This is a genomic window from Nocardia sp. NBC_00403, from assembly GCF_036046055.1.
GTDB lineage: Bacteria > Actinomycetota > Actinomycetes > Mycobacteriales > Mycobacteriaceae > Nocardia.
Map to the genome: position 1 here is coordinate 661367 of NZ_CP107939.1, position 19466 is coordinate 680832.

18 protein-coding genes are annotated in these 19466 nt (G+C 64.5%); 12 read left to right on the top strand and 6 right to left on the bottom strand.

Annotated features, from left to right (window positions below):
* Positions 1 to 14 precede the first annotated feature (14 nt).
* From OHQ90_RS02915 to OHQ90_RS02925, 3 genes are all read left to right on the top strand, one after another.
* Positions 15 to 1192 (top strand): IS3 family transposase gene (locus OHQ90_RS02915; protein WP_328407043.1). Its coding sequence is split into 2 segments (ribosomal slippage): positions 15 to 299 and positions 302 to 1192, totalling 1176 coding nucleotides; the frame shifts between segments, so codons are not numbered across the junction.
* Between the two features lie 177 nt (positions 1193 to 1369).
* Complete coding sequence (locus OHQ90_RS02920) at positions 1370 to 2605, top strand: cytochrome P450 (protein ID WP_328407045.1); 1236 nt, start codon at positions 1370 to 1372, stop codon at positions 2603 to 2605.
* A gap of 10 nt (positions 2606 to 2615) precedes the next feature.
* Positions 2616 to 3842 (top strand): cytochrome P450 family protein, encoded by a 1227-nt coding sequence (locus tag OHQ90_RS02925; protein ID WP_328407047.1) that lies wholly within the window; start codon positions 2616 to 2618, stop codon positions 3840 to 3842.
* Between the two features lie 296 nt (positions 3843 to 4138).
* Here OHQ90_RS02925 and OHQ90_RS02930 read toward each other — a convergent pair whose 3' ends face one another.
* Positions 4139 to 6400 (bottom strand): hypothetical protein, encoded by a 2262-nt coding sequence (locus tag OHQ90_RS02930; RefSeq protein WP_328407049.1) that lies wholly within the window; start codon positions 6398 to 6400, stop codon positions 4139 to 4141.
* 553 nt (positions 6401 to 6953) lie between these two features.
* Between OHQ90_RS02930 and OHQ90_RS02935 the strand changes: the two genes are divergently transcribed.
* Positions 6954 to 7460, top strand: coding sequence for an SRPBCC domain-containing protein (locus tag OHQ90_RS02935; RefSeq protein WP_328407051.1), 507 nt, complete (start codon positions 6954 to 6956; stop codon positions 7458 to 7460).
* Between the two features lie 13 nt (positions 7461 to 7473).
* Here the strand turns inward: OHQ90_RS02935 and OHQ90_RS02940 are convergent, their stop codons facing one another.
* On the bottom strand, positions 7474 to 8337 hold the full coding sequence (locus tag OHQ90_RS02940) for an SRPBCC domain-containing protein (protein WP_328407053.1): 864 nt from the start codon (positions 8335 to 8337) through the stop codon (positions 7474 to 7476).
* A 60-nt stretch (positions 8338 to 8397) separates the two neighbouring features.
* Here OHQ90_RS02940 and OHQ90_RS02945 point away from each other — a divergent pair, with 60 nt between their 5' ends.
* Together OHQ90_RS02945 and OHQ90_RS02950 are read left to right on the top strand one after the other, a co-directional pair.
* Positions 8398 to 8874 (top strand): winged helix-turn-helix transcriptional regulator, encoded by a 477-nt coding sequence (locus tag OHQ90_RS02945; protein WP_328407055.1) that lies wholly within the window; start codon positions 8398 to 8400, stop codon positions 8872 to 8874.
* Between the two features lie 1124 nt (positions 8875 to 9998).
* Positions 9999 to 10814 carry a hypothetical protein gene (locus OHQ90_RS02950; RefSeq protein WP_328407057.1) on the top strand — a complete coding sequence of 272 codons (816 nt, stop codon included), beginning with the start codon at positions 9999 to 10001 and terminating at the stop codon, positions 10812 to 10814.
* Positions 10815 to 11155: 341 nt separating this feature from the next.
* Here OHQ90_RS02950 and OHQ90_RS02955 read toward each other — a convergent pair whose 3' ends face one another.
* A complete protein-coding gene (locus tag OHQ90_RS02955; protein WP_328407059.1) occupies positions 11156 to 11689 on the bottom strand; it encodes an HAD domain-containing protein in 534 nt (177 codons plus the stop codon).
* Between the two features lie 157 nt (positions 11690 to 11846).
* On the opposite strand from OHQ90_RS02955, the gene OHQ90_RS02960 reads away from it, so the two are divergent.
* A complete protein-coding gene (locus OHQ90_RS02960) occupies positions 11847 to 12218 on the top strand; it encodes a hypothetical protein (protein ID WP_328407061.1) in 372 nt (123 codons plus the stop codon).
* Here the strand turns inward: OHQ90_RS02960 and OHQ90_RS02965 are convergent.
* Positions 12197 to 12361 (bottom strand): hypothetical protein, encoded by a 165-nt coding sequence (locus OHQ90_RS02965; protein ID WP_328407063.1) that lies wholly within the window; start codon positions 12359 to 12361, stop codon positions 12197 to 12199. The genes OHQ90_RS02960 and OHQ90_RS02965 overlap by 22 nt on opposite strands.
* A gap of 146 nt (positions 12362 to 12507) precedes the next feature.
* On the opposite strand from OHQ90_RS02965, the gene OHQ90_RS02970 reads away from it, so the two are divergent.
* Positions 12508 to 13209 carry a hypothetical protein gene (locus OHQ90_RS02970; protein WP_328407065.1) on the top strand — a complete coding sequence of 234 codons (702 nt, stop codon included), beginning with the start codon at positions 12508 to 12510 and terminating at the stop codon, positions 13207 to 13209.
* Between the two features lie 178 nt (positions 13210 to 13387).
* Here OHQ90_RS02970 and OHQ90_RS02975 read toward each other — a convergent pair whose 3' ends face one another.
* Positions 13388 to 14047, bottom strand: coding sequence for a hypothetical protein (locus OHQ90_RS02975; RefSeq protein ID WP_328407067.1), 660 nt, complete (start codon positions 14045 to 14047; stop codon positions 13388 to 13390).
* A 35-nt stretch (positions 14048 to 14082) separates the two neighbouring features.
* On the opposite strand from OHQ90_RS02975, the gene OHQ90_RS02980 reads away from it, so the two are divergent.
* Complete coding sequence (locus OHQ90_RS02980; protein WP_328407069.1) at positions 14083 to 14340, top strand: hypothetical protein; 258 nt, start codon at positions 14083 to 14085, stop codon at positions 14338 to 14340.
* A 27-nt stretch (positions 14341 to 14367) separates the two neighbouring features.
* On the opposite strand, the gene OHQ90_RS02985 is transcribed toward OHQ90_RS02980, so the two are convergent.
* The gene (locus tag OHQ90_RS02985) at positions 14368 to 15993 is read right to left on the bottom strand and encodes a DHA2 family efflux MFS transporter permease subunit (RefSeq protein WP_328407071.1); all 1626 of its coding nucleotides are present in this window, start codon (positions 15991 to 15993) and stop codon (positions 14368 to 14370) included.
* A 91-nt stretch (positions 15994 to 16084) separates the two neighbouring features.
* Between OHQ90_RS02985 and OHQ90_RS02990 the strand changes: the two genes are divergently transcribed.
* The 3 genes from OHQ90_RS02990 to OHQ90_RS03000 all read left to right on the top strand — a co-directional run bounded on the left by OHQ90_RS02990 (position 16085) and on the right by OHQ90_RS03000 (position 19426).
* Positions 16085 to 16564, top strand: coding sequence for a MarR family winged helix-turn-helix transcriptional regulator (locus tag OHQ90_RS02990; protein WP_328407073.1), 480 nt, complete (start codon positions 16085 to 16087; stop codon positions 16562 to 16564).
* Positions 16565 to 16738: 174 nt separating this feature from the next.
* Complete coding sequence (locus OHQ90_RS02995; RefSeq protein WP_328407075.1) at positions 16739 to 17527, top strand: hypothetical protein; 789 nt, start codon at positions 16739 to 16741, stop codon at positions 17525 to 17527.
* Positions 17528 to 17782: 255 nt separating this feature from the next.
* A complete protein-coding gene (locus OHQ90_RS03000) occupies positions 17783 to 19426 on the top strand; it encodes an FAD-binding oxidoreductase (protein ID WP_328412493.1) in 1644 nt (547 codons plus the stop codon).
* Positions 19427 to 19466 lie beyond the last annotated feature (40 nt).

Consider the following 19466-nt stretch of genomic DNA (forward strand, 5'->3'; position numbering starts at 1 on the left):
GAAGGATGCATACCGTGCCCAAGCCCTACCCCAAAGAGTTCCGCGACGACGTCGTCCGCGTTGCACGTAACCGAGAACCAGGCCACAAGCTCAAGCAGATCGCCGCCGATTTCGGGATCAGCGAGTCCTGTCTAGCCGGCTGGATCAAGCAAGCCGACATCGAGGACGGCATCAAGACCGGAACCACGAACGAGCAGTCCGCCGACAACGCCGAACTGCGCAAACGCATCCGGCTACTCGAGCAGGAGAACGAAGTGTTGCGCCGGGCCGCGGCCTATTTGTCGCAGGCCAACCTGCCGGGAAAATGATCTACCCGCTCGTCCGTGAGCTGGCCGCCGACGGGATCCCCGTCGCGGTGACGTGCCGGGTCCTGGAAATCGCGCGCCAACCGTACTACCGGTGGCTCGCCGATCCGGTCACCGCTGCCGATCTCCACGAGGCCTATCGGGCCAACGCCTTGTTCAATGCTCACCGCGACGACCCCGAATTCGGGTACCGATTCCTCGCCGACGAGGCCGCCGACGCGGGCCAGCCAATGGCGGCGCGGACCGCGTGGCGGATCTGCTCGACCAACAAATGGTGGAGCAGTTTCGGCAAGAAACGCGGCACCAAGAAGCGCCGATCCGGTCCACCGGTCCATGACGATCTCGTCGAGCGGAACTTCGCCGCTGATGCGCCGAACTTGTTGTGGCTCACCGACATTACCGAACATCACACCAGCGAAGGGAAGCTTTATCTTTGCGCGGTGAAGGACCTGTTCTCCAACCGGATCGTGGGCTACTCGATCGACTCGAGGATGAAAGCGCGCCTCGCCGTTGACGCCCTTGTCTCGGCAGCGGCCCGACGCCATGCCGCAGGTGGGCAAGTCGCTGGCTGCGTTGTTCACAGCGATCGGGGATCACAATTTCGATCCCGAAAGTTCGTCCGTGCGTTGGGAAATCAGGCGATGGTTGGATCAATGGGCAGGGTCGGCGCGTGTGGAGACAATGCCGCGATGGAATCGTTTTTCGCGTTGCTGCAAAAGAACGTCCTCGACCGGCGACCGTGGGCGACCTGTGACGAGCTCAGGATCGCGATCGTCACCTGGATCGAACGGACCTACCATCGGCGTCGACGCCAGACCAGGCTCGGCAAATTGACCCCGGTCGAATACGAGACCATCATGACCACACCAGCTCTTCAAGCTGCCTAACCGCTGTCACCCGATCGTGCAGCAGTCCCTCTTGCGAATTCGTGACTGCCGGAGAGGCATTCACCACAGACACGGCTTGGGGATGCTCCGCTGCTTGCCCGTTTCCAACGCGCGGTCACAGAGAATGTCTGGCACTGTCGTCTTTTCAATGTCACCGTTGGGAGATCATCTGTGGAAATGCCCGGCACACACAGCTCGCCGATCGATGCCGGTGGGCCCCGTTTCTCGCTCCATTCCGAAGCGTTCGCGAGAGATCCACACAGCGCCTACCGCGCTATGCGTAGTAAATACGGCTCCTTGGTGCCGATCGAACTGTCACCGGGCATCCCGGCCACCCTGGTGATCGGATATCGCACCGCCGTAAGGATTCTCAACGATCCGGATCACTTCCCCGCTGATCCGCGCGGCTGGGAGAAGAATGTGCCGAGCGAGTGCCCGATTCTGCCGATGCTGGGATGGCGGCCGAACGCGCTGCGCAGCGCTGGCCTCGACCATCTGCGCTACCGGCAGGCGAACACGGCGGGCATCGCCGAGATCGACGGGCACGCGCTCCACGCCATTGTCGAGAAGCACGCCATCCGGCTGGTGAACACGTTCTGCCAAGACGGTGCCGCTGATTTGATCAGCCAGTACGCGTATCCGCTCGTCTTCGAAGTCCTCAATACGATCCTCGGCTGCACACCAGAGATCGGGCGGAAGGTCGCCACCGGCATGGCCGCGATCTTCGAGGGCATCAACGCGGCCGAGGGCGAGGCGATGCTCATCGAAGGCCTGCTGGAATTGGTCCGCTTGAAGCGACAAGAACCCGGCAGCGACGTCACCACGCGGCTGATCGAGGATCCAGCCGCGCTCGATGACGAGGAAATGATCCACCAACTGGTCACTCTCTACGGCGCGGGTATCGAGCCACAGCTGAATTTGATCGTCAACACGCTGCTGCTGATGATGACCGACGACCGGTTCGCGGACAGTGTGCACGGTGGCACACTGTCCACTCGTGACGCCCTCGATGAGGTCCTGTTCACCGACCCGCCGTTGGCGAATTACTGCGTGTCCTACCCCCGCCAGCCGATCCTGATCGACGGAGTGTGGCTGCCCGCGAACCAGCCGGTCGTGATCAGCATGGCCGGCTGCAACAACGATCCGGACGTCGGCAGCAGCGGTGAATACACCGATAATCGCTCGCATCTGGCGTGGGGTCTCGGGCCGCATGCCTGTCCCGCGAGGTCGATCGCATACCTGATCGTGCAGGAGGCCATCGACCAATTGCTCGACGCGCTCCCTGAACTGCGACTGGCTGGCGCCGCCGAAGACCTGGCGTGGCGACCAGGACCCTTCCATCGGGCACTGGCCGCACTGCCCGTCGTCTTCCCTGGATCGTCACCGTTGCCGTTGCCGTTGCCGTTGTTCTAAGGAGATAACGATGGACCAACAATTGATCGTCCTCGACCCGACAGGGACTGACATCCAAGGGGAGTCCGCGCGCATCCGAGCGCATGGACCTGCCGTCTTGGTTGAGCTGCCCGGCGGTGTCAAAGCGTGGTCGGCTACCGATCCCGATCTGCTCACGAACCTGCTTATCGACAAGAGGGTGTCCAAGGACGCCCGCCAGCATTGGCCAGCACTCATCAATGGTGAAGTACCGCAGACCTGGTCGCTTCTTCTGTGGGTGGTAGCGGACAACATGTTCACCGCGTATGGCCCCGACCATAAGCGATTGCGCAAACTGGTCGCACCCGCGTTCACCGATCGCCGCACCAAAGCGATGCGTCCGCTCATCGACCGCATCACCTCGAACCTGCTGGACAAGCTCGAACAGACCCCCGCAGGTAAGGCGGTCGACCTGCGTGAGAGTTTCGCCTATCCGCTGCCGATCCAGGTCATCAGCGAGCTGATGGGTGTTCCGGAGTCGCTGAACAGCGGCCTGCGCGCGTGTGTCGACGGAATCTTCGACACTTCGCTCGGCCCAGAGGAATCGCACGCCAATTACATGGAGATGTACCGGATTCTCGGTGAGCTGGTCGAGTTCCGTCGTGACAAACCCGGCGATGACATGACGAGCCTGCTGATCTCGCACGTGGACGAGGAGGACGGCTCGCGGCTCACCGAGCAGGAACTCATCGACACGCTGCTGCTTGTCATCAGCGCCGGCCACGAGACGACGGTCAATCTGCTCGACCAGGCCATCTTCGCGTTGCTGACCCACCCCGAGCAACTCGCCGCGGTAGTAGAGGGCCGGGCGGCTTGGTCGGACGTCGTCGAGGAATCATTGCGGTTCCAAGCCCCGGTAGCGCACCTGCCGCTGCGATTCGCCGTGGACGACATCGACATCGACGACGTCCATATCTCCAAGGGCGATGCAATCCTCGCCTCCTACGCCGGTGCGAACCGTCACCCGAAGTTGCACGGTGACGCCGCGGACAACTTCGACGTCACCCGAGCCTCCAAGGAGCACTTGTCCTTCGGCTACGGCGCCCACCACTGCTTGGGTGCCCCGCTTGCCCGGCTGGAGGCCATCGTCTCGCTGCCCGCCATCTTCGAGCGCTTTCCGAACATGCGGCTGGCCGTGGACCCGTCGGAGTTGAATACCGTGAACAGCTTCATCTCGAACGGACATGAAACACTGCCGGTATACCTGACAAGCGAATAGACAGCCCTGCTGACCTGTCCGTGTTCGCGACTCCATCGCGACACGGACACCAAGCGGCAACTTGTATCTGCACGCGATTCGTGGCGTGAATTAGTTTGTCCCCTTGCGATTACCGGGCACGCGCCCTGACAGTACTTCCGCGGGCAGCTTGCCGTGCAATGCCGGAACCTGGTTGTTCTGGACATCGAATGGCCAGGCTTCGCGACGTCCTCCGTACAGGAGTTCTTACGGCACTGGGGCCATGGGTTCCGGTCGTCGACTCGCCGCGCCACCGGAGCAGCTTGCCGAAGGGCGTGTCAACTGACCCAGCGGTCGTAGTTCCGCCGGAGGGAGCCGAGGGCGTAGTGGCCGAAGGTTTCCGCGAGGTCTTCTATCGGGTGGAGCCATCCGTATGTGCCGTCGGTGCGGTGCAGGTAGCAGTCGTTGCTGTCGTTGCGGTGGTATGTCCACGCCAGATCGGTGGCGCAACGCACGGTTTCGCCGTAATACCACACCGCTCCGTTCAGGAACTCGGCATTTGCCGGGTTTTCCAGCAGGTCCTCCGGAGTGGGCGTGACCTGTCGGATCATCGACTCCAACACGTCGAGCGAGTCAGGTGAGAAGTCGGAGCCGAGTTGTGCGCCATAACGCTGCTGCCATTCCGGAAATTGCTGTGCCCGTGCGGTTGTCCAGGCGGCCGCGTAGTCGTCGTCGGACTGCTTGCGCCGGGATTTCTTGCGGTTCCTGCGGCGGATGGCGTCCTCGGTGCGCTGGCGGACGGCCGCGGTGACCCAGTGGTCGAAGTTGTCGCGCAGGTCGCTGCGTAGATCGCCGAAGCCTCCGTCGTTTCGGCGTTCCACCAGCCTGCGCAGGTCGTGAACTACGAAAACGCCCAGAGGGTAGCCGCTTTCGCGCTCCAGCGTGCTCACGTCCAGGCCGTTGTAGCAGCGCCCATCCGCATCGAGGTTGTCGTGGTGTTGCCATTCGGACGGCTTGCCACGGCGTAGGACCTCGCCGTAGTACCAGGCGGCGCCCTCGACGAATTCAGCGTGCTGGGGGTCCTGGAACTGGTTCGGGGTCGGGAGTACCTCGAACACGACCTCGGCGAGGTCGATGAGCGAGTCGCGGGAGAAGTCCCAGGTTCGTCCCGCGCCGTAGCGCGCGGTCCAGGCGGGAAAGTCGTGCTCACGTGCGGCACACCAGGATTCGACGACTGTCGGTGCAGGGGGCGAGTCCAGGCCGGGAGTGGGCGCTTTCGTCGGATACCAGTTCGGGTCTTTCGCCGCCTGCTCGCGCGTGTACTGTTCTCGAGCCTCGTACGCGCGGGTGAGCGCGCCCGGGTCCTGCCACCGGCACGCCACCCGGACCAGGTCGATCGGTGAGACGTCGTCCGATATGAAGTTGTAGCCCCTGACGATGGGGCGGCCGAGTGACACGTTGCTCGGTGTGTCGTCAAGGGTCCAGCAGCCGCCCCCGGCTCGCAGCAGCGCCTCGCCGACATAGGCGGCGATGTTCTCGACCAGATCCTGCTGCGGATCTGGGCCTGCCGCACGGCAGAGCCTTTCGAGCAGGCGTAGCGAATCCGCCGAATAATCGAGGGTGATGTGAGGCGCGGCGGCGGCGAGGGCGTCGATACGTCCGGCGATCGACTCGACCCAAGTGTGCAGCGGGGTCTGCCAGGCCGTACCGGCCCACCGGTACTCGGGCTTCGGCCGGTCCGCGGCGACGAACGATGTCGTCCAGTATCCGAACGCATTGTGCAGCTGCACGGGGTTGCCGTCTCGGACCGCGAGCCACAGGTCGACTCTCGGTGCGGACGACCATTCGTCGTCGGGGTGCTTCCGCACGCGGAAGTACTGGTCGCCGTGCGGGGCAATCCACTGGCCAGGTTCCGCGCGACGCAGCGTCTCGCCGAGGTACCACGTTGCGCCGTCCACGAAGTCGGTATTGCCCGGGTCGTCGAGTTGTTCGGGCGTCGGCGTCACCCGAAATAGCGCGGCCGCGAGGGCATCGATGGTCGGCGGCGAAAAGTCCCACGTGCCGCCTGCTCCGTAGGCAGCGACCCATTGCGGAAGCCGCTGCTCGCGCTCGGCCAGCCAGGCCGAGAGCCGGTTTGCGTCGGAAACCTTTGGGAGGCGGTCCAACCGCCAGGTGAATTCCTTGTCAGGCCGCCAATCAGGGTGCACCGCAGCGAATTCGAGTACCGCCTGCTCCCACTCGGCGTATTTCTCGACGATCGCAACACCGCCGGAGCCCACCAGCTTCCTCGGCGCCACCGGGGTCAGCCCGAGCTCTTCGGAGGGGCAGGCGAGCGGCTGTCCGAAGGTGTCGCTGTCCGGCGCGTCATCCCATCCCCAGCGGCCGCCCGCGAGCTTCAGCAGGGTCTGGCCGATGTAGGCAGCCGCGGCGGCGTCGAAACCGGGCGTCTCGTCGTAGTCGTAGAGCACGTCACCGAGCAACTCCAGCGACTCCAGCGTATGGTCGAGCACCACGTCGTCCGGGACGATGTCATCCATCAGGTCATAGGTGATGGACAACCCCTCGATCCACCGCACGAGGCTTTCGTGTTCGCCGAACATGCAAAGATCCTTCCGCCGCTCGACGGCATTCTCGCTCGACGCCATGGTTGCTCGGCACAATAATTCCCAAGACTGAGAATGAGCCGTCCGGTCGAGGTCGCTTTGTCGGCTGGACCGACGGGGTGCTCGGTCCACACTGCCGGGGTGAGTGTAACGAGGCGAGCCCTCCAGTGCGCACGAACCGTGCTGTCCCGGTTGAGGATTCGTGACCAGTCGGCAGCCATCGAGGCAGGCGCGATCGTCGCCATGATCGAGATCGATAGTGACCATCGGCGGCTCGGCAGCAGGAAATCCCTGCGGGCCCACCGTCGATGAACATCATCGCGTCGATCCCCGAGAAGTAGGTCGGCTCGGACGAGCCAGGGGCTTGTGACGTCTCACTCCTCACAGCCGAACTCGGCGTCGTACAGCGTCCGCGCCGTTGCGACATCAGCCGAAGCTGCATGATGTCGCAGCAGGTAGGCGGCATTCGAGAGCAGTGCTCTTGACAAAGAGCGGAGATAACAGAGATCATTGCTCTCGTTACGGAATGCCGATCGCACGGAGTCGAAAAATGAAGTTGTTCTACACCGGACCCGCCACTACCGACCTGCACGAGAACTACGCCAAGAAGGGTCTGCTGGACGAGAACGCCCCGGTCCGCTCGGTCAGCACGATCGTCGTCGACGCTCCGATCGACACCGTCTGGCGGCTACTGAGCGACATGCGGAACTGGCCCGACTGGCGCTCCGACGCTCATGTACTCGAACTCGGCGAGATGAAGGTCGACGCCTCGTTTCGCTGGAACCTGCACGGCACCACCATCAAAGCGACCTTCGCCACCATCGAGCCGCAGCGGGAACTCGCCTGGACCGGCGTCTCCATGGGCTGCATGAAGGCTGTCGATCGCCTCCGGCTGACCCCGCTCAGCGAAACTCGCACCGAGGTCACCATGGAGGAATCGCTCGCCGGTCCGCTGCTGACCCTCTTCTTCAGCTCCGAAAAGCTGCGCGCGGGTCATGACGCCATGCTTGGCATGCTGAAGGCTGCCGCCGAATCCCCGATCCCGGCCGCAGCCTGACGGTGCGCCCTCGCTACTTGAATTGGATTATCTGGAGGTAGTTCCCGTCAGGGTCCGCGAAGGTCCCGAAGCGGCCGGAGGGGCGATCGGCGACGGGAACGAGCCAGTCCACGCCTGCCGCCCGCAGCTGCGCCTCGACGGCGCCGAAGTCCTCGACGTGGAAGTTGAGGATCATCCGGCCCGGCTCATTGTTCTTCGTCCCGAGGTCGTCGCGCTTGTCGATGACCAGCAGGAAGCCGCCGAGATCGATCGGCCCTTCGCCTTTGTATTCCGGCGCGAGGGTTCTGCGGTACCAGTCACGCAGTTCCGCGGGCCGGGTGGTACCGAGCAGGATGCTGCCGGGTTTCAGTGTCACGGCATGAGGTGAGCGCTCGGCACGCAGCACGGAGGCGGCATCCTGATGAGCCGGGGCATTGCCGCCCTCCTTCGGGTTGGGTTGTCCCACACCGGTATTGATCAGATTCCGCAGGCTGCCGCCGATGTAGCCGCCCCATGCGTTGGAGCACACGTCGTAGCACTCGTACTGCGGAACCAGGCCCACGTGGGTGAAGCGGACCTCGGCGCCACCGTCCTTTTCCGAGATTTCGAAGACGATCTCGGTGCCCTTCCATTCGGCCTGGTCTTCGATGAAGTTGAAGTAGTTGTCCAGAACGAGCCATGCGACCTTGCGGCCGGGCACCAGTTCCGTGACGCGGATCGTGCAGCGATGGACATCCTGGTAGCGGTGGACGAACTCGCCGCCGACCCGATCGGTGACGCCCTCGGCATCCTCCGACCACCAACCGCGGACATTGGTGATGGCCTCGAAAGCTTCCTGGGGAGTCCGATCCACCGAGAAGGTGGTAGTGAAGTTCTGCTTCGTATCAACTTGCATCATGCAAGCGAGGATAACTGGAGGAACTTTCATGATGCAAGCGGTATCGGTAGACTGGTTCGCATGCTGGGGAAGACCTACGACTCACAGGCGTGCTCGATCGCGCGCGCCCTGGAGGTGATCGGCGAACGCTGGAGCCTGCTCATCGTTCGTGACGCGGTGTTCGCGGGTTCGACCCGCTACAACGACTTCCAGCGCAGCCTGGGCGTAGCGACCAACATTCTCAAGACCCGCCTCGATGGTTTCGTGGAGGCCGGAATCATGGTGCGCCGCAAGTATTCCGAGCAGCCCGACCTGTACGAGTACCTGCTGACCGACAAGGGGCGTGCGCTCGCACCCGCGCTGGTCGCGCTCACCGAATGGGGCGATGAGTGGGTGACCGAGGGCGAGCCCCCGATCCTCTACACCCACTCGGTATGCGGCGCCGGAATCACCCAGCACACGGTGTGCGCCCACTGCGGTCGCGTGCACGACCCCGCCGAAATCCAGGCCACGATCGGCCCCGGTATGCCCCCCGAACACATACCGCAGAAGTCTTGACGCCCAAGCCGCGCTACCGCCCTCACCGCAATCCGGTCGAACGGGCGACCAAGCTGCCATCGGGTTAAGACGAACCACTGGAATGCCGCTCAGCTCTAGCCGGGTCGATGGCGATAAGAGGATCGGCCGCGGAGCGAAGCCCGCCAAGACTAGTAATCCGGCTGTAGATCGCGGTCCGGGTGATCGGGCGGTCGTCGGCGTGAGGTTCGGATGTCGTGAGGCGGCTTCTTGGTGCAGGGTGAGCTACTCGGGGCCCCAGCAGTAATCGCCGAAATCCAACGAAGTTCGGGATGTGCACCAGTAGAAGGTGATTCGACGGTTCCGGATGTGGGCAGCGTGATGTTTGCCTTCTTGTTCACTGCTGCGGCCGCAGGGCTCTGCCACCGCACCGATCCGAATCCGAAACTCCCCGATCGACACCACGGCGCGGTAAACGCGTTCAGGGACCAACCACCCCGGGCGGCTTTCTTTCAGAGGCTGCGTCCGTAACCGGCCCGGTGGGCCGGTCGGGCTCGGGTGTCGGCCTGGAGCATCGAACCGAATGCGGTGTGGGCCAGCAGCTCCTGAGCGGAGGTCAGCTGCGGGCGACGAACTACCGACGCGGATCGCGTGCCACCGTAGCAACACATCAGGCACTGGCGTTCTAGGCCCAGATAGGTAACTTGCCGGATACCTTCGGCCGCATCCGTTTAGCGTCAACCGGGTAGTGGTGGCAGCCGGAGGAGAAAGACTGTGGATGTTGCGGTTGGGTAGTCGGCTGCTTGCGGTGATGGGCGTACTGCTGGGGTTGGTGGCACGAGACCCACACCGAGCGTTATGACAACGGCCCGTACACACTGCACAGTTGCGGCACTCACGACTGACCTACGTCGCCCAGGAGGGACATCGACGCCGGTGCTGATGAAGCTGTCGGGACATACCTCGGTACGCAGCCTCGCCAAATACGCGAGGGTGTCCGACGGGGGCTGTGGCGGTATCAAGCCGACAGCGACCCGGCCGCGCGACGGCGATCTGGCGGTTGATCAGCAGATGAGATCCGCGACCTGGTTCGGTATTCGCGTTGGTCGCGGCGGCCGACAATGATCCGTTTACCTGATGAGCTGTTGCGGCGTATGCGGGACGACATGGTCGAACTGCTCACCCACAAGACCGGTGGCCACCTGTACGCCCCGGTGGACGAGGTGGCCGATGTGATCAGTGCAGCACCAAGGAGATTGGGCGGGGACGACGAACACAGCGCGCGACTCGTCGAAGGCCACGGGCGCGAGGTGGATACGGCGGCACATCCGCCCAGGACTGTCGCAGACAACCAGCCCGTCAGGGACGAAACCCCGCCTCCAGCCACAGAATCCCACAACGACAATCCAGCACCTGGCCAGGCCGAACATTTCGTGTTGAGACTTACCCAAGAAGACAGATCTACCTTTGCGAGCCTCGCCAACAAGATTTCCCTTCCGCACATGATCAGCAACGTCAAGAATTTTGTGGCGTTTCGGGAATGGCGGGGACAGGAATTTTCGGCCTCCGAAAAGAGATTGATCGCACTCTTGGACAATATCGAGGCGGAGCAAGGCGGGAAACTGGGCGGATTGGACCTGAAGTTCCGATGGGTCTCGGCGAGTCAGGATCTTGGAGTTCCGCAGCTCGTGAAAACCGCACGCGTGCATGGAGGAGCGGCACCGAAAGACCCCTGGACGCACATAGGGGACGGTGTTGTCAAAGATTTCATGGAGAACCGTCAAGGTCCCGGTGTCCTATTTGTCTACGATGATGGCAAGCTCACATTGCCAACCAAGGCAGAAATAGACGCCGACTGGGCCGACCCCAATGGTAAACATTCACACATGTACGCCAAGAAGCCTAAACCTGGACTAGAGTTGAAAGATGCGCTCGTGGGGATGATCCGCTTCGATGCTCCTGGCGATAGAAGCACGCCATGATTCGAGTTACGGCGAGCTCCGGTCCTTCCGCTTGAACCAACTCGCGCTTACCTGGAGAGATTCGGGGAACCCCACTTGTTGCAGGTGGTAGGTCCAGCAGTCGTGGAAGTCACCGTTGCTATTCCGCCATCGAGTTATCCCATGCCTCCACCGTTATCGTCGTATTTCCAAGGAAGACCACCGCTACCGGCAGGCCCCGCGCGGTAGCCGAGCCGGCCACCGCAGGCGTGCCGACATCACCCTCCAGTACATGGCAGTCAGGTGGATCGGCCTCCTGGTCGAGCCCTTCGGCGATCGCCTCGAGAAACCCGAGAATTGGGAGGTGTCAGCGGCTGGCTGCGTCAGCCGGGGTCGTGGGTCGCGTGCAGCCATTCGTCGAGGGTGGCGAAGTCCGCGACGGTGAGGCCATGGCGGGGATCGACGCGATGAAGTAGGGCTTGTCCTTGATGGTGCGCGGACACCCAAGCGCGATCGGAGTCGGTGATCTCATCGTCGACCCACACGAATGAGCGCCCGGCTGCCCAATCGACCAGGGCACGGGTCTTCCAGTGCAGCCGGTCGTCCCCGTCCTCAGCACAGGACTCCGGCCAGATCACCACTGGTAGCTCCGGCAAGCCGATCAGCGGTGAGATCCATGCGTTCGCGTCGGTCATCCATGTCGTTGCCCACACCAGATCGCATGGCAGCGCTGCCAATTGAGGCCCGTGCTCGGGATCGAGTCGCACCAGAAGCGGATTCGACGCGACCTGCCATGGTTCGAGGTGCGGCTGATGTCTCGGATACCCGTCCGGATACTGCTGCGGGGTCGCTCCGAACGGAATGAGTGGTCCGTCGACATCAAGGAAGAGCAGTGGACGCTGCACAGAACCTGTCACCGTTGCACGATAGCGGCGCTGGTGCCTCGTCCGGATAGGTTGCTGCAGTAGTCGGATCTCGGGTTGATTGTTGCTTGACGGAGCGCAGTAGCCTGCGCTTTGGCAGCGCGCTGCACCGCAACAGCACGGCATGTGTCAAGTCCGGCACAATCTCACGATGCGCATGCTGATACTGGTGTTAGCGGTTTTCGGAGCTCTGGTGGGCTCGGGCAGCGCCGCCGCGGTCGCGTTGGTAGCCGAGCATGCTGCCGCCTCGACCTCCCCGAGCCCGACTCGACCAGTGCTCGTAGTGCCGCCGCAGTGGACCTCCGAGAGAGTCTGCGAGCAGCCTGGCGACATGGTGGCCATCGCCTTCGAAGATCCGAAGCCGTGGCAGGAACGTAGACTGCCCGACACCGAAGTGCTGGCCGCGCTCGGCGCGGCCGCCGGGGCACTGCTCGGGGTGCTGTTCGGGTATGGATACGGCAGGACAGGATGGATCCTGCGCTGGGAGCGTAGTGTGCCCGGTCAGGCAACCTTCGGTAGGTAATTCGCGTGCCGGATCTTGGAGCCGACGGCGAAGTCGCGGATGGGTCCGGCGGGCTGGTTGCGCCAGCGGATGTAGCCGCCGATAGCAGCGTCCTGTTCGTCGTGGCTGCGGTGGTCGGTGCCGCCCAGCGCGAAGTACGGCAACGCGGCGAACTCACACCATGATCACGAACTTCGGTCGGAATACCCACCATAGGTAAGACGTCCGATACCTTCCGATAGCCGTACCCGCTTAGGCTCGAACCGGGTAGTGGTGGGCTGCGGTAGCAGCCGGAGGAGAAAGACAGTAAATGGTGCGGATGGGTAGTCGGCTGCGTGCGGCCGTGGGTTTGTTGCTAGGTCTGGCGGCGCTGGTGTTGGTGCTGTCAGCGTGTACGACCAAAGAGTCCGACTCCGGGGCGCCGACGTCGAGCACGGTGGCCAAAACGTCGACCACCGGAGCGAAAGCGGTGACGCCGACGAGTGCGGGCGCCGGTGCTGCACAAGGAAATCCGGGCGGATCGCAAGGCGCGGGCGGATCGCAAAGCGCGGGCGGATCGCAAGGCGCGGGCGGATCACAGCCAGGAGCCGCGCCCGGCACGGATGACTGCGACCGAACAGTCCAATGTGGCGTCCCCCCGGTCGGCGGCACCGACAACTGCGACAGCACAGTCGTATGCGGCGCCCCACCGGTCGGCGGCATCGACCACTGCGACAGCACGGTCGTATGCGGCGCCCCCCCGGTCGGCGGCATCGACCATTGCGACAGCACGGTCGTATGCGGCGAATTACCGAAGTGCACGGACCGGATCAACTATGCGGGCGATCCACGGTCGAATGCCGAGATCAACGCCCTGGGTGAGATGAATCTCGGCAAGTGCCCCGACCCGATTCCGCCCACGACCACCACTTCGGCCGCGCCGCAGACGACCGCGACCACGTCGGCCGCGCCAACGACCACAGTGACCACTTCGCCTGCTGCCGAGACGACGGTCACCACCACTGCGAAGTAGCCGCTGGTACGCCTGCTGTCGCTGGACTTCAGCCCAGCGGACGCCCTCAGGCGTCCCGGATGGCGAGGTCGACCGCCACTGAGCTCGATAGGCAAGAAGCCGCCTCGGCTGGACGAACCGAGGCGGCTTCTTGCGTGAAGGCTGCGATGCACACAGAGTCGATGGCCTGCTGACCCGACTACTGTGGCGGCCAAGGGTTTTGGGGCGGGTAAGGGTTTACCGGCGGCTGCGCAGACCCGGACGTCGGGTACTGCCACTGGGCGGGGAATTGGGCCGGTAGCGCAGCTGGGGCTCGAGTCGAGTTCGCCGCGAGTACCACGGTGATCGTGGCCGCCAACGCGGCGATCGTCGCGGGGATGAGCAGCCATCCCTGGTCCTCGAAGAGAAACGACAGTTCCAACCGGGATACCAACTCGAAGGAAGTGGTTGTCAGCAGCATGCCCGCACCGACGGTGGCAAGGGCTCGTAAGGCGGGGGTTCGAGCGCCCGCCCCGGTGAGCACGGCGACCGATGCGCCGATCGCGACGATGATCATGATCGCGAACAGACCATCGCTCCAGTGGAATCCGTAGGTTTCCGCCAGCCGCCACCCGCCGGTGATGAGGGCGGCCAGCAGAATCAGTATCCCGGCCACCCGATCGATACTCGCCGCCGCAGGGCTGTCGGGCCGTGCGTAACCGGGGCCCTGGGCGTACGGGTTGGTCGGCGGGTAGGCGGGGGGCGCGGCGTACGGGTTGGGCACGCCCATCGCTGGATTGCCTTGGGGTTGTACGGGTTGCGGGTGCGGGGCCGGCTGGGCGTAGCCGCGATACGGGTCGGGCGGGGGCGGGATGGACACAGCGGGAACTCCTTGCCTGCCGACACCGATGCGGGGTGATCGACGCATCCCCCCTCGCCACCCTATCGAAACCTGGGGCGGGCGGCCGCCCAGCCATGGGGTTGCTGAACGAGCAAGGCCGATCGAGGATCGGCCGCACCGCCGCGCTGCGGCCGGTCGCCGATTCCAGCGCTCGCCGACCCGGATCGGTGCGGCCGCTCGCCGTGTATATGGCGGCGGTACCGGCGGCGTGGACGCACGACGGTCCGGATCGACTACAACGCGTGATCGACGCGGTGCTCGCCACACTCTGAGCCCGCACTCACCGGCCTGATCCGGCGCTATCTTGCGCCCAGATTTGTATCCACAGTCGAAGAATCGGCGCGGGACATGGAGCTACTGCTCCGAGCGACGAATGCCGTTGTCGCGAGAGCGAGCACGAGCAACCCCGCGCAGACATAGCTCGAAACGGCGAAACCACTCGACATCGCCTCGCGCGCGGCTTCGGCAACGCCGGTGGTCGCCGGTTGGGCCGCGAGTGCGGGGATCGCTGATCCCGCACTCTCGGTCACGGCCGCGCTGAGCTGATCGGCATCCCGGCCCGACGACCCGGCATCGGCGAGGCGGTCGCGCAGGCCCGATCCGAACGTTCCGAGGAACAGTGTGGTCAGCACGGCGATACCAAGTGCTGAACCCAGTTCCCGTGCCGCGCTCTGAATTCCGGAACCCTGACCGGAGAACTCGCCTGGCACGTCGGCGAGCACCACATTGGTGACCTGCGCCGTCGCGAATCCGACACCGACGCCGTAGACGAACAGCGCGACAGCAATCGACCACCAGCTGCTGTCGGCGGCGGCCCACCACCCGAGCAGCACCAGCCCGGCGGCCTCGAGCAGCAGGCCGATCCGCACCTGCCCCAGCGCCGAAATCGCGTTCGTCATAGAGAAACTCGCGCCGCTCGCACAGAAACTGCCCACGGCGAGCGGCACCAGCGCGAGGCCCGCTTGCAGAGCGCTGTAGTTCAGCGTGAACTGCAACCACAACGGCAGCACGGCGATGATGCCGAACTCGCCGAGCCCGACGATCAGCGTCACCACATTGCCCCTGCGGAACGAGCCGATCGCGAAAAGACCCGTGTGCATGAGCGGTTCGGAGCCCGCGCGAGCAAGCGCCACCTGCCTACGCCAGAACACGAACATCGCGAGCGCCGCGGCGACAAAGGCGACGAGAACGGGCGAAGGACCTGTGCGCCAGACAAATCCGCCGATGGTGAGCGGTTCGGTGACGACAAGCCAGCCATGGGCTCGGCCCTCGATCAGCGCGAAGGCGAGCAGGCCGAGTCCGATGGCCGAGAGCGCCGCGCCGGGCCAATCGACTCGACCGCGCATGCGTTGCGACGCAGGCAGATACACCACGACGCCCGCCATGATCAGCACCACCACCGGGATATTGACGCCGAACGCCCAACGCCAGGAGAAGTCCGCGAGCCAGCCGCCGAGCAGCGGGCCGACCGCGGCCGCCGCGCCGATGGTGGATCCCCAGATCGCGAAGGCCTGGCCGCGCGCTGCCCCGGTGAACGTCGCGTTCACCAGGGCCAGTGAGGTCGGCAGGATCATGGCTCCGCCGACGCCCTGGAGGAACCGCGCCAGGATGAGCAGCTCACCATTCGGCGCAGCGGCGGCGAACAGGCTGGTCACACCGAATATGAGCAGGCCGATGAGGAAGAGCTTTCGGGCACCGTACAGATCGGCAAGTCGTCCGGTGAGCAATAGCAGGGCGGCGAAGACGATCGCGTAGGACTCCTGGATCCACTGGGCCTCGATCGAGGTGATCGAGAGGTCTTCGATGATCGGGGCGAGGATCACGTTCACGATCGTGAGGTCGACGACGATCAGGGCGACGCCGAGCGATACGGCGATCAGGCCCAACCACAGGCGCAGCGGAGGGGTGACGGTTTCGGCGGGCAATTTATCTCCATCATGAAGTAACTTTATGATGAAGTTACTTTCGGCGAGGGTAGGTTGTCAATCCAGGACCGGAAGAAACGGAGGTAGGCGCATGGGGCAGACGTCCGGCGATATTGCGTCGCAACGGCAACGGCTCGCGGAAGGGCTGATGGCCTATGGCGCGAGCTTCACCGAACTGGGCCGCCGCTTCGCCGAAGCCCTCGGCGTGCACACCACCGACGCCTTCGCGCTCATGGACATCGCCGTCGCCGAAGAGGCCGGCACACCCCTGTCGCCCGCACTGCTGGGCAAGCGCATCGCATTGTCCTCGGGAGCGATGACCGCCCTACTGAATCGGCTCGAACAGGCCGGCTACGTCATCCGCAGCCGCGAGCACACCGACCGACGGATTGTCACGCTGCGCTGCAGCCCACAGGCCAGGCAGCACGCCGACCAATTCTTCGGGCCCGTGAACGCCGAGCAGGACGCCATCCTGGCCGCGTACCCACCCGAACTCCTCGAGCAGTTCGATACGGTCCTCGCCGCGCTGCGCGGCACGATGGACCTCCAGCTCGCGCCGCCGGAATCGTAGGGCCTCACCCAGTCCCGAGACCACACCGGCGTTACCATTGACGCGTTCGACACAAGTCTGGAATTCCTACAGCGGGTGCTACCGACACACTGACGAAACCTGCTGGAATGGAACAGCGTTGGCCTTCTCGCCCGTGGGGCTATCGGCGCGACCACATTCGGGCACGCTATCCCCGTGGCTTCCTATACTCAGCGCTACATCGGCGGCGATCATGAGGCTGTATGGGCAGAACTCGGGCACCTCGGACCGATCCCTGACGCCCTGATCGAGGACTGCGCAGCTGTGGCGCGGGAAACGATGCAACGGGTCGCCGGACACGTTGCCCGGCTTGCGGAGCAACTCACCGAACTCGGATTCGATTCAACGGAGACGCTTCTGACACCGCCCACCGCCACCGACCATGCAGAGCTCGACTTGCTTGCCAGCGAGATCCGCACAGTGCCAGTGGCCTTGGATGCCTGCCTCCGATACGTCGGTGGAGTGTGGTTCGTGGGTGACTGCCCGGCTTTGGATGTGGAGCCGGACGGCCTCCCTTCGAACGAGATGCAGTGGTGCGAACCCAATGGCCCGGACACTGGCTACTTCAGGTACCCCGACCCGAATCCTGTCCTACACGGGTACGCGGACCCTCTGGTTCTTCCGGACGTCGCCTACCTGCGTTATGCGTGGGACGCGTACCGCGAGCAGCTCTCAGAAAGTCCTGCACTCACCTTGGAGGGGTTCGATTTCGACTTCGCACCGGACGAGCACCACAAGGCAAACGTCAGCGGATCCACCCACAACATCAGGTTGACTCAGCTGGTCGCGGACCCGGTCATCCATGGAGTCCACGGACGACCCAACGTTACGCTGGTCGACTACTTGCGACTGTCCATTTCCTGGGGCGGCATGCCGGGCTGGTCATTCGACCCCGAATTCGCACCCGCCGCCCTCGCCGAGCTCAGGAGAAGCCCTGACTTCTGAGCAACTACCGAACCGATCACCCCCTACGGGCATACCAATTCGCCCACACCCGCGCATCCAATAGCCAGTTTCGGATTGGCAGGTTCGTCGGAGCGTCACGCGGTGGCCGATGTAAGTGCGGACCATAGCTGATGTCGGTAGCGACGAGCGGCACGGCTTTCGTTGCCCGCAGCAGGTGCTTGCTCGGCGATCTCCACTCCACGAGGATGGCGGGCGGCGGTGCGGCCGATCGAACCGCCGAGAGGAGTGGTCGTGGTGGCGAAGACGCGGTCGTGGTGGGGTTGGGGGAATGTCGAGGATGCGGTCGTCGGCGCGGAGCGGGAGGCGCTGACGAAGCGGGTCGCGGCGATCCTGCCCGGGACCGATCTCACCGTGCACGAGCCGCCCTCGGTCGAATCGCTGGAGCTGCCCGAACCTCGCGTCGCAGTGCCCGATTCGCTCGCCGGGCTCGCCTCGACAGACCAGGCCGACCGCGCGGCGCACGCACACGGGCAGGCGTTTCGTGATGTGGTGCGCAATCTGATGGGCGATGTGCAGAACCCGCCCGATGTGGTGGTTCGACCACGCAATGAGGCCGATATCGTCGACGTGCTCGACTGGGCGTCGCGGGCGAATGTCGCGGTCATCCCCTTCGGCGGCGGTACTTCTGTGGTAGGCGGGGTGGAGCCGAGGATCCGCGACTCCGCCGGTGACCACGGCCGGACCGTCGGAACGAACGGCGATCACGAGTTCGCCGGTGCGATCAGCCTCGACCTCGCCGCACTCGATCAGGTACTCGAGATCGATCGCACCAGCCGGGCCGCGCGGATCCAGGCGGGGGTCTTCGGTCCGGCGTTGGAGGATCAGCTACGCGGCGCGGATCTGACGCTGCGACACTTTCCGCAGTCCTTCGAGTTCTCGACACTCGGCGGCTGGCTGGCCACCAGGGCCGGTGGACATTTCGCGACCCTCTACACCCACATCGACGACCTGACCGAGTCGATGCGGGTGGTGACGCCGTCGGGCATCAGCGAATCGCGGCGGCTGCCGGGCTCGGGTGCGGGCCCGTCCCCCGATCGGATGTTCCTCGGATCCGAAGGCTCGCTCGGCGTAATCACCGAGGCATGGATGCGCCTGCAAGACCGGCCGCGGTGGCGTGCAACGGCTTCCGTGCACTTCGACGACTACGGCGCCGCGGTCGCCGCCACCCGCGCGATCGCCCAGTCTGGTCTGTATCCCACCAATTGCCGGTTGCTCGACCCGGCCGAAGCATTCCTCAACGCGGGCGCGGCGACCAGCGGCGGAGTACTGGTGCTCGGCTTCGAATCCGCCGATCACCCCACGCGAACCTGGATGGAACGCGCGCTGGAACTGGTCGCCGACCACGGCGGCACGCTCCCCGAGCCCGCGCGCTACACCGAGTCGACGGGCCATCAGGACGGGGCGGGCGCGGCGGACACCTGGCGCTCGTCGTTCCTGCGGATGCCCTACCAGCGCGACGCGCTCGCCGCCCAGTCGATGATCACCGAAACCTTCGAAACCGCCTGTACCTGGGACAAATTCGACAACCTGAAGACAACGGTGACCGAGGCAGCCAACGAAGCCATCCGATCCGTCGGCGCGACCGGCGTGGTGACCTGCCGCTTCACCCACGTATACCCGGACGGTCCCGCGCCGTATTTCGGCATCTACGCCGCAGGACGCTGGGGCAGCACTCTCACCCAATGGGATGACATCAAATCCGCTGTCTCCGAAGCACTCTCAGCCGCAGGCGGCACCATCACCCATCACCACGCGGTCGGCCGCGATCACCGCCCCTGGTACGACCGGCAACGCCCCGACCCGTTCGCGCATGCCTTGCGGGCAGCAAAGTCCGCGCTGGACCCCGCAGGCATCCTCAACCCAGGCGTGCTGATCTGACACATCACCGAGCGCGCAGGTCGAACGACCACCCAATTCC

What these genes read in the sequence shown, in the direction of transcription:
- OHQ90_RS02930 (WP_328407049.1), bottom strand. Translation starts at nt 6,400, where the DNA reads ATGTTCGGCGAACACGAAAGCCTCGTGCGGTGGATCGAGGGGTTGTCC.
- OHQ90_RS02990 (WP_328407073.1), top strand. Translation starts at nt 16,085, where the DNA reads ATGGGGCAGACGTCCGGCGATATTGCGTCGCAACGGCAACGGCTCGCG.
- OHQ90_RS02925 (WP_328407047.1), top strand. Translation starts at nt 2,616, where the DNA reads ATGGACCAACAATTGATCGTCCTCGACCCGACAGGGACTGACATCCAA.
- OHQ90_RS02940 (WP_328407053.1), bottom strand. Translation starts at nt 8,337, where the DNA reads ATGATGCAAGTTGATACGAAGCAGAACTTCACTACCACCTTCTCGGTG.
- OHQ90_RS02960 (WP_328407061.1), top strand. Translation starts at nt 11,847, where the DNA reads ATGCGCATGCTGATACTGGTGTTAGCGGTTTTCGGAGCTCTGGTGGGC.
- OHQ90_RS02945 (WP_328407055.1), top strand. Translation starts at nt 8,398, where the DNA reads ATGCTGGGGAAGACCTACGACTCACAGGCGTGCTCGATCGCGCGCGCC.
- OHQ90_RS02970 (WP_328407065.1), top strand. Translation starts at nt 12,508, where the DNA reads ATGGTGCGGATGGGTAGTCGGCTGCGTGCGGCCGTGGGTTTGTTGCTA.
- OHQ90_RS02950 (WP_328407057.1), top strand. Translation starts at nt 9,999, where the DNA reads ATGGTCGAACTGCTCACCCACAAGACCGGTGGCCACCTGTACGCCCCG.
- OHQ90_RS02920 (WP_328407045.1), top strand. Translation starts at nt 1,370, where the DNA reads ATGCCCGGCACACACAGCTCGCCGATCGATGCCGGTGGGCCCCGTTTC.
- OHQ90_RS02935 (WP_328407051.1), top strand. Translation starts at nt 6,954, where the DNA reads ATGAAGTTGTTCTACACCGGACCCGCCACTACCGACCTGCACGAGAAC.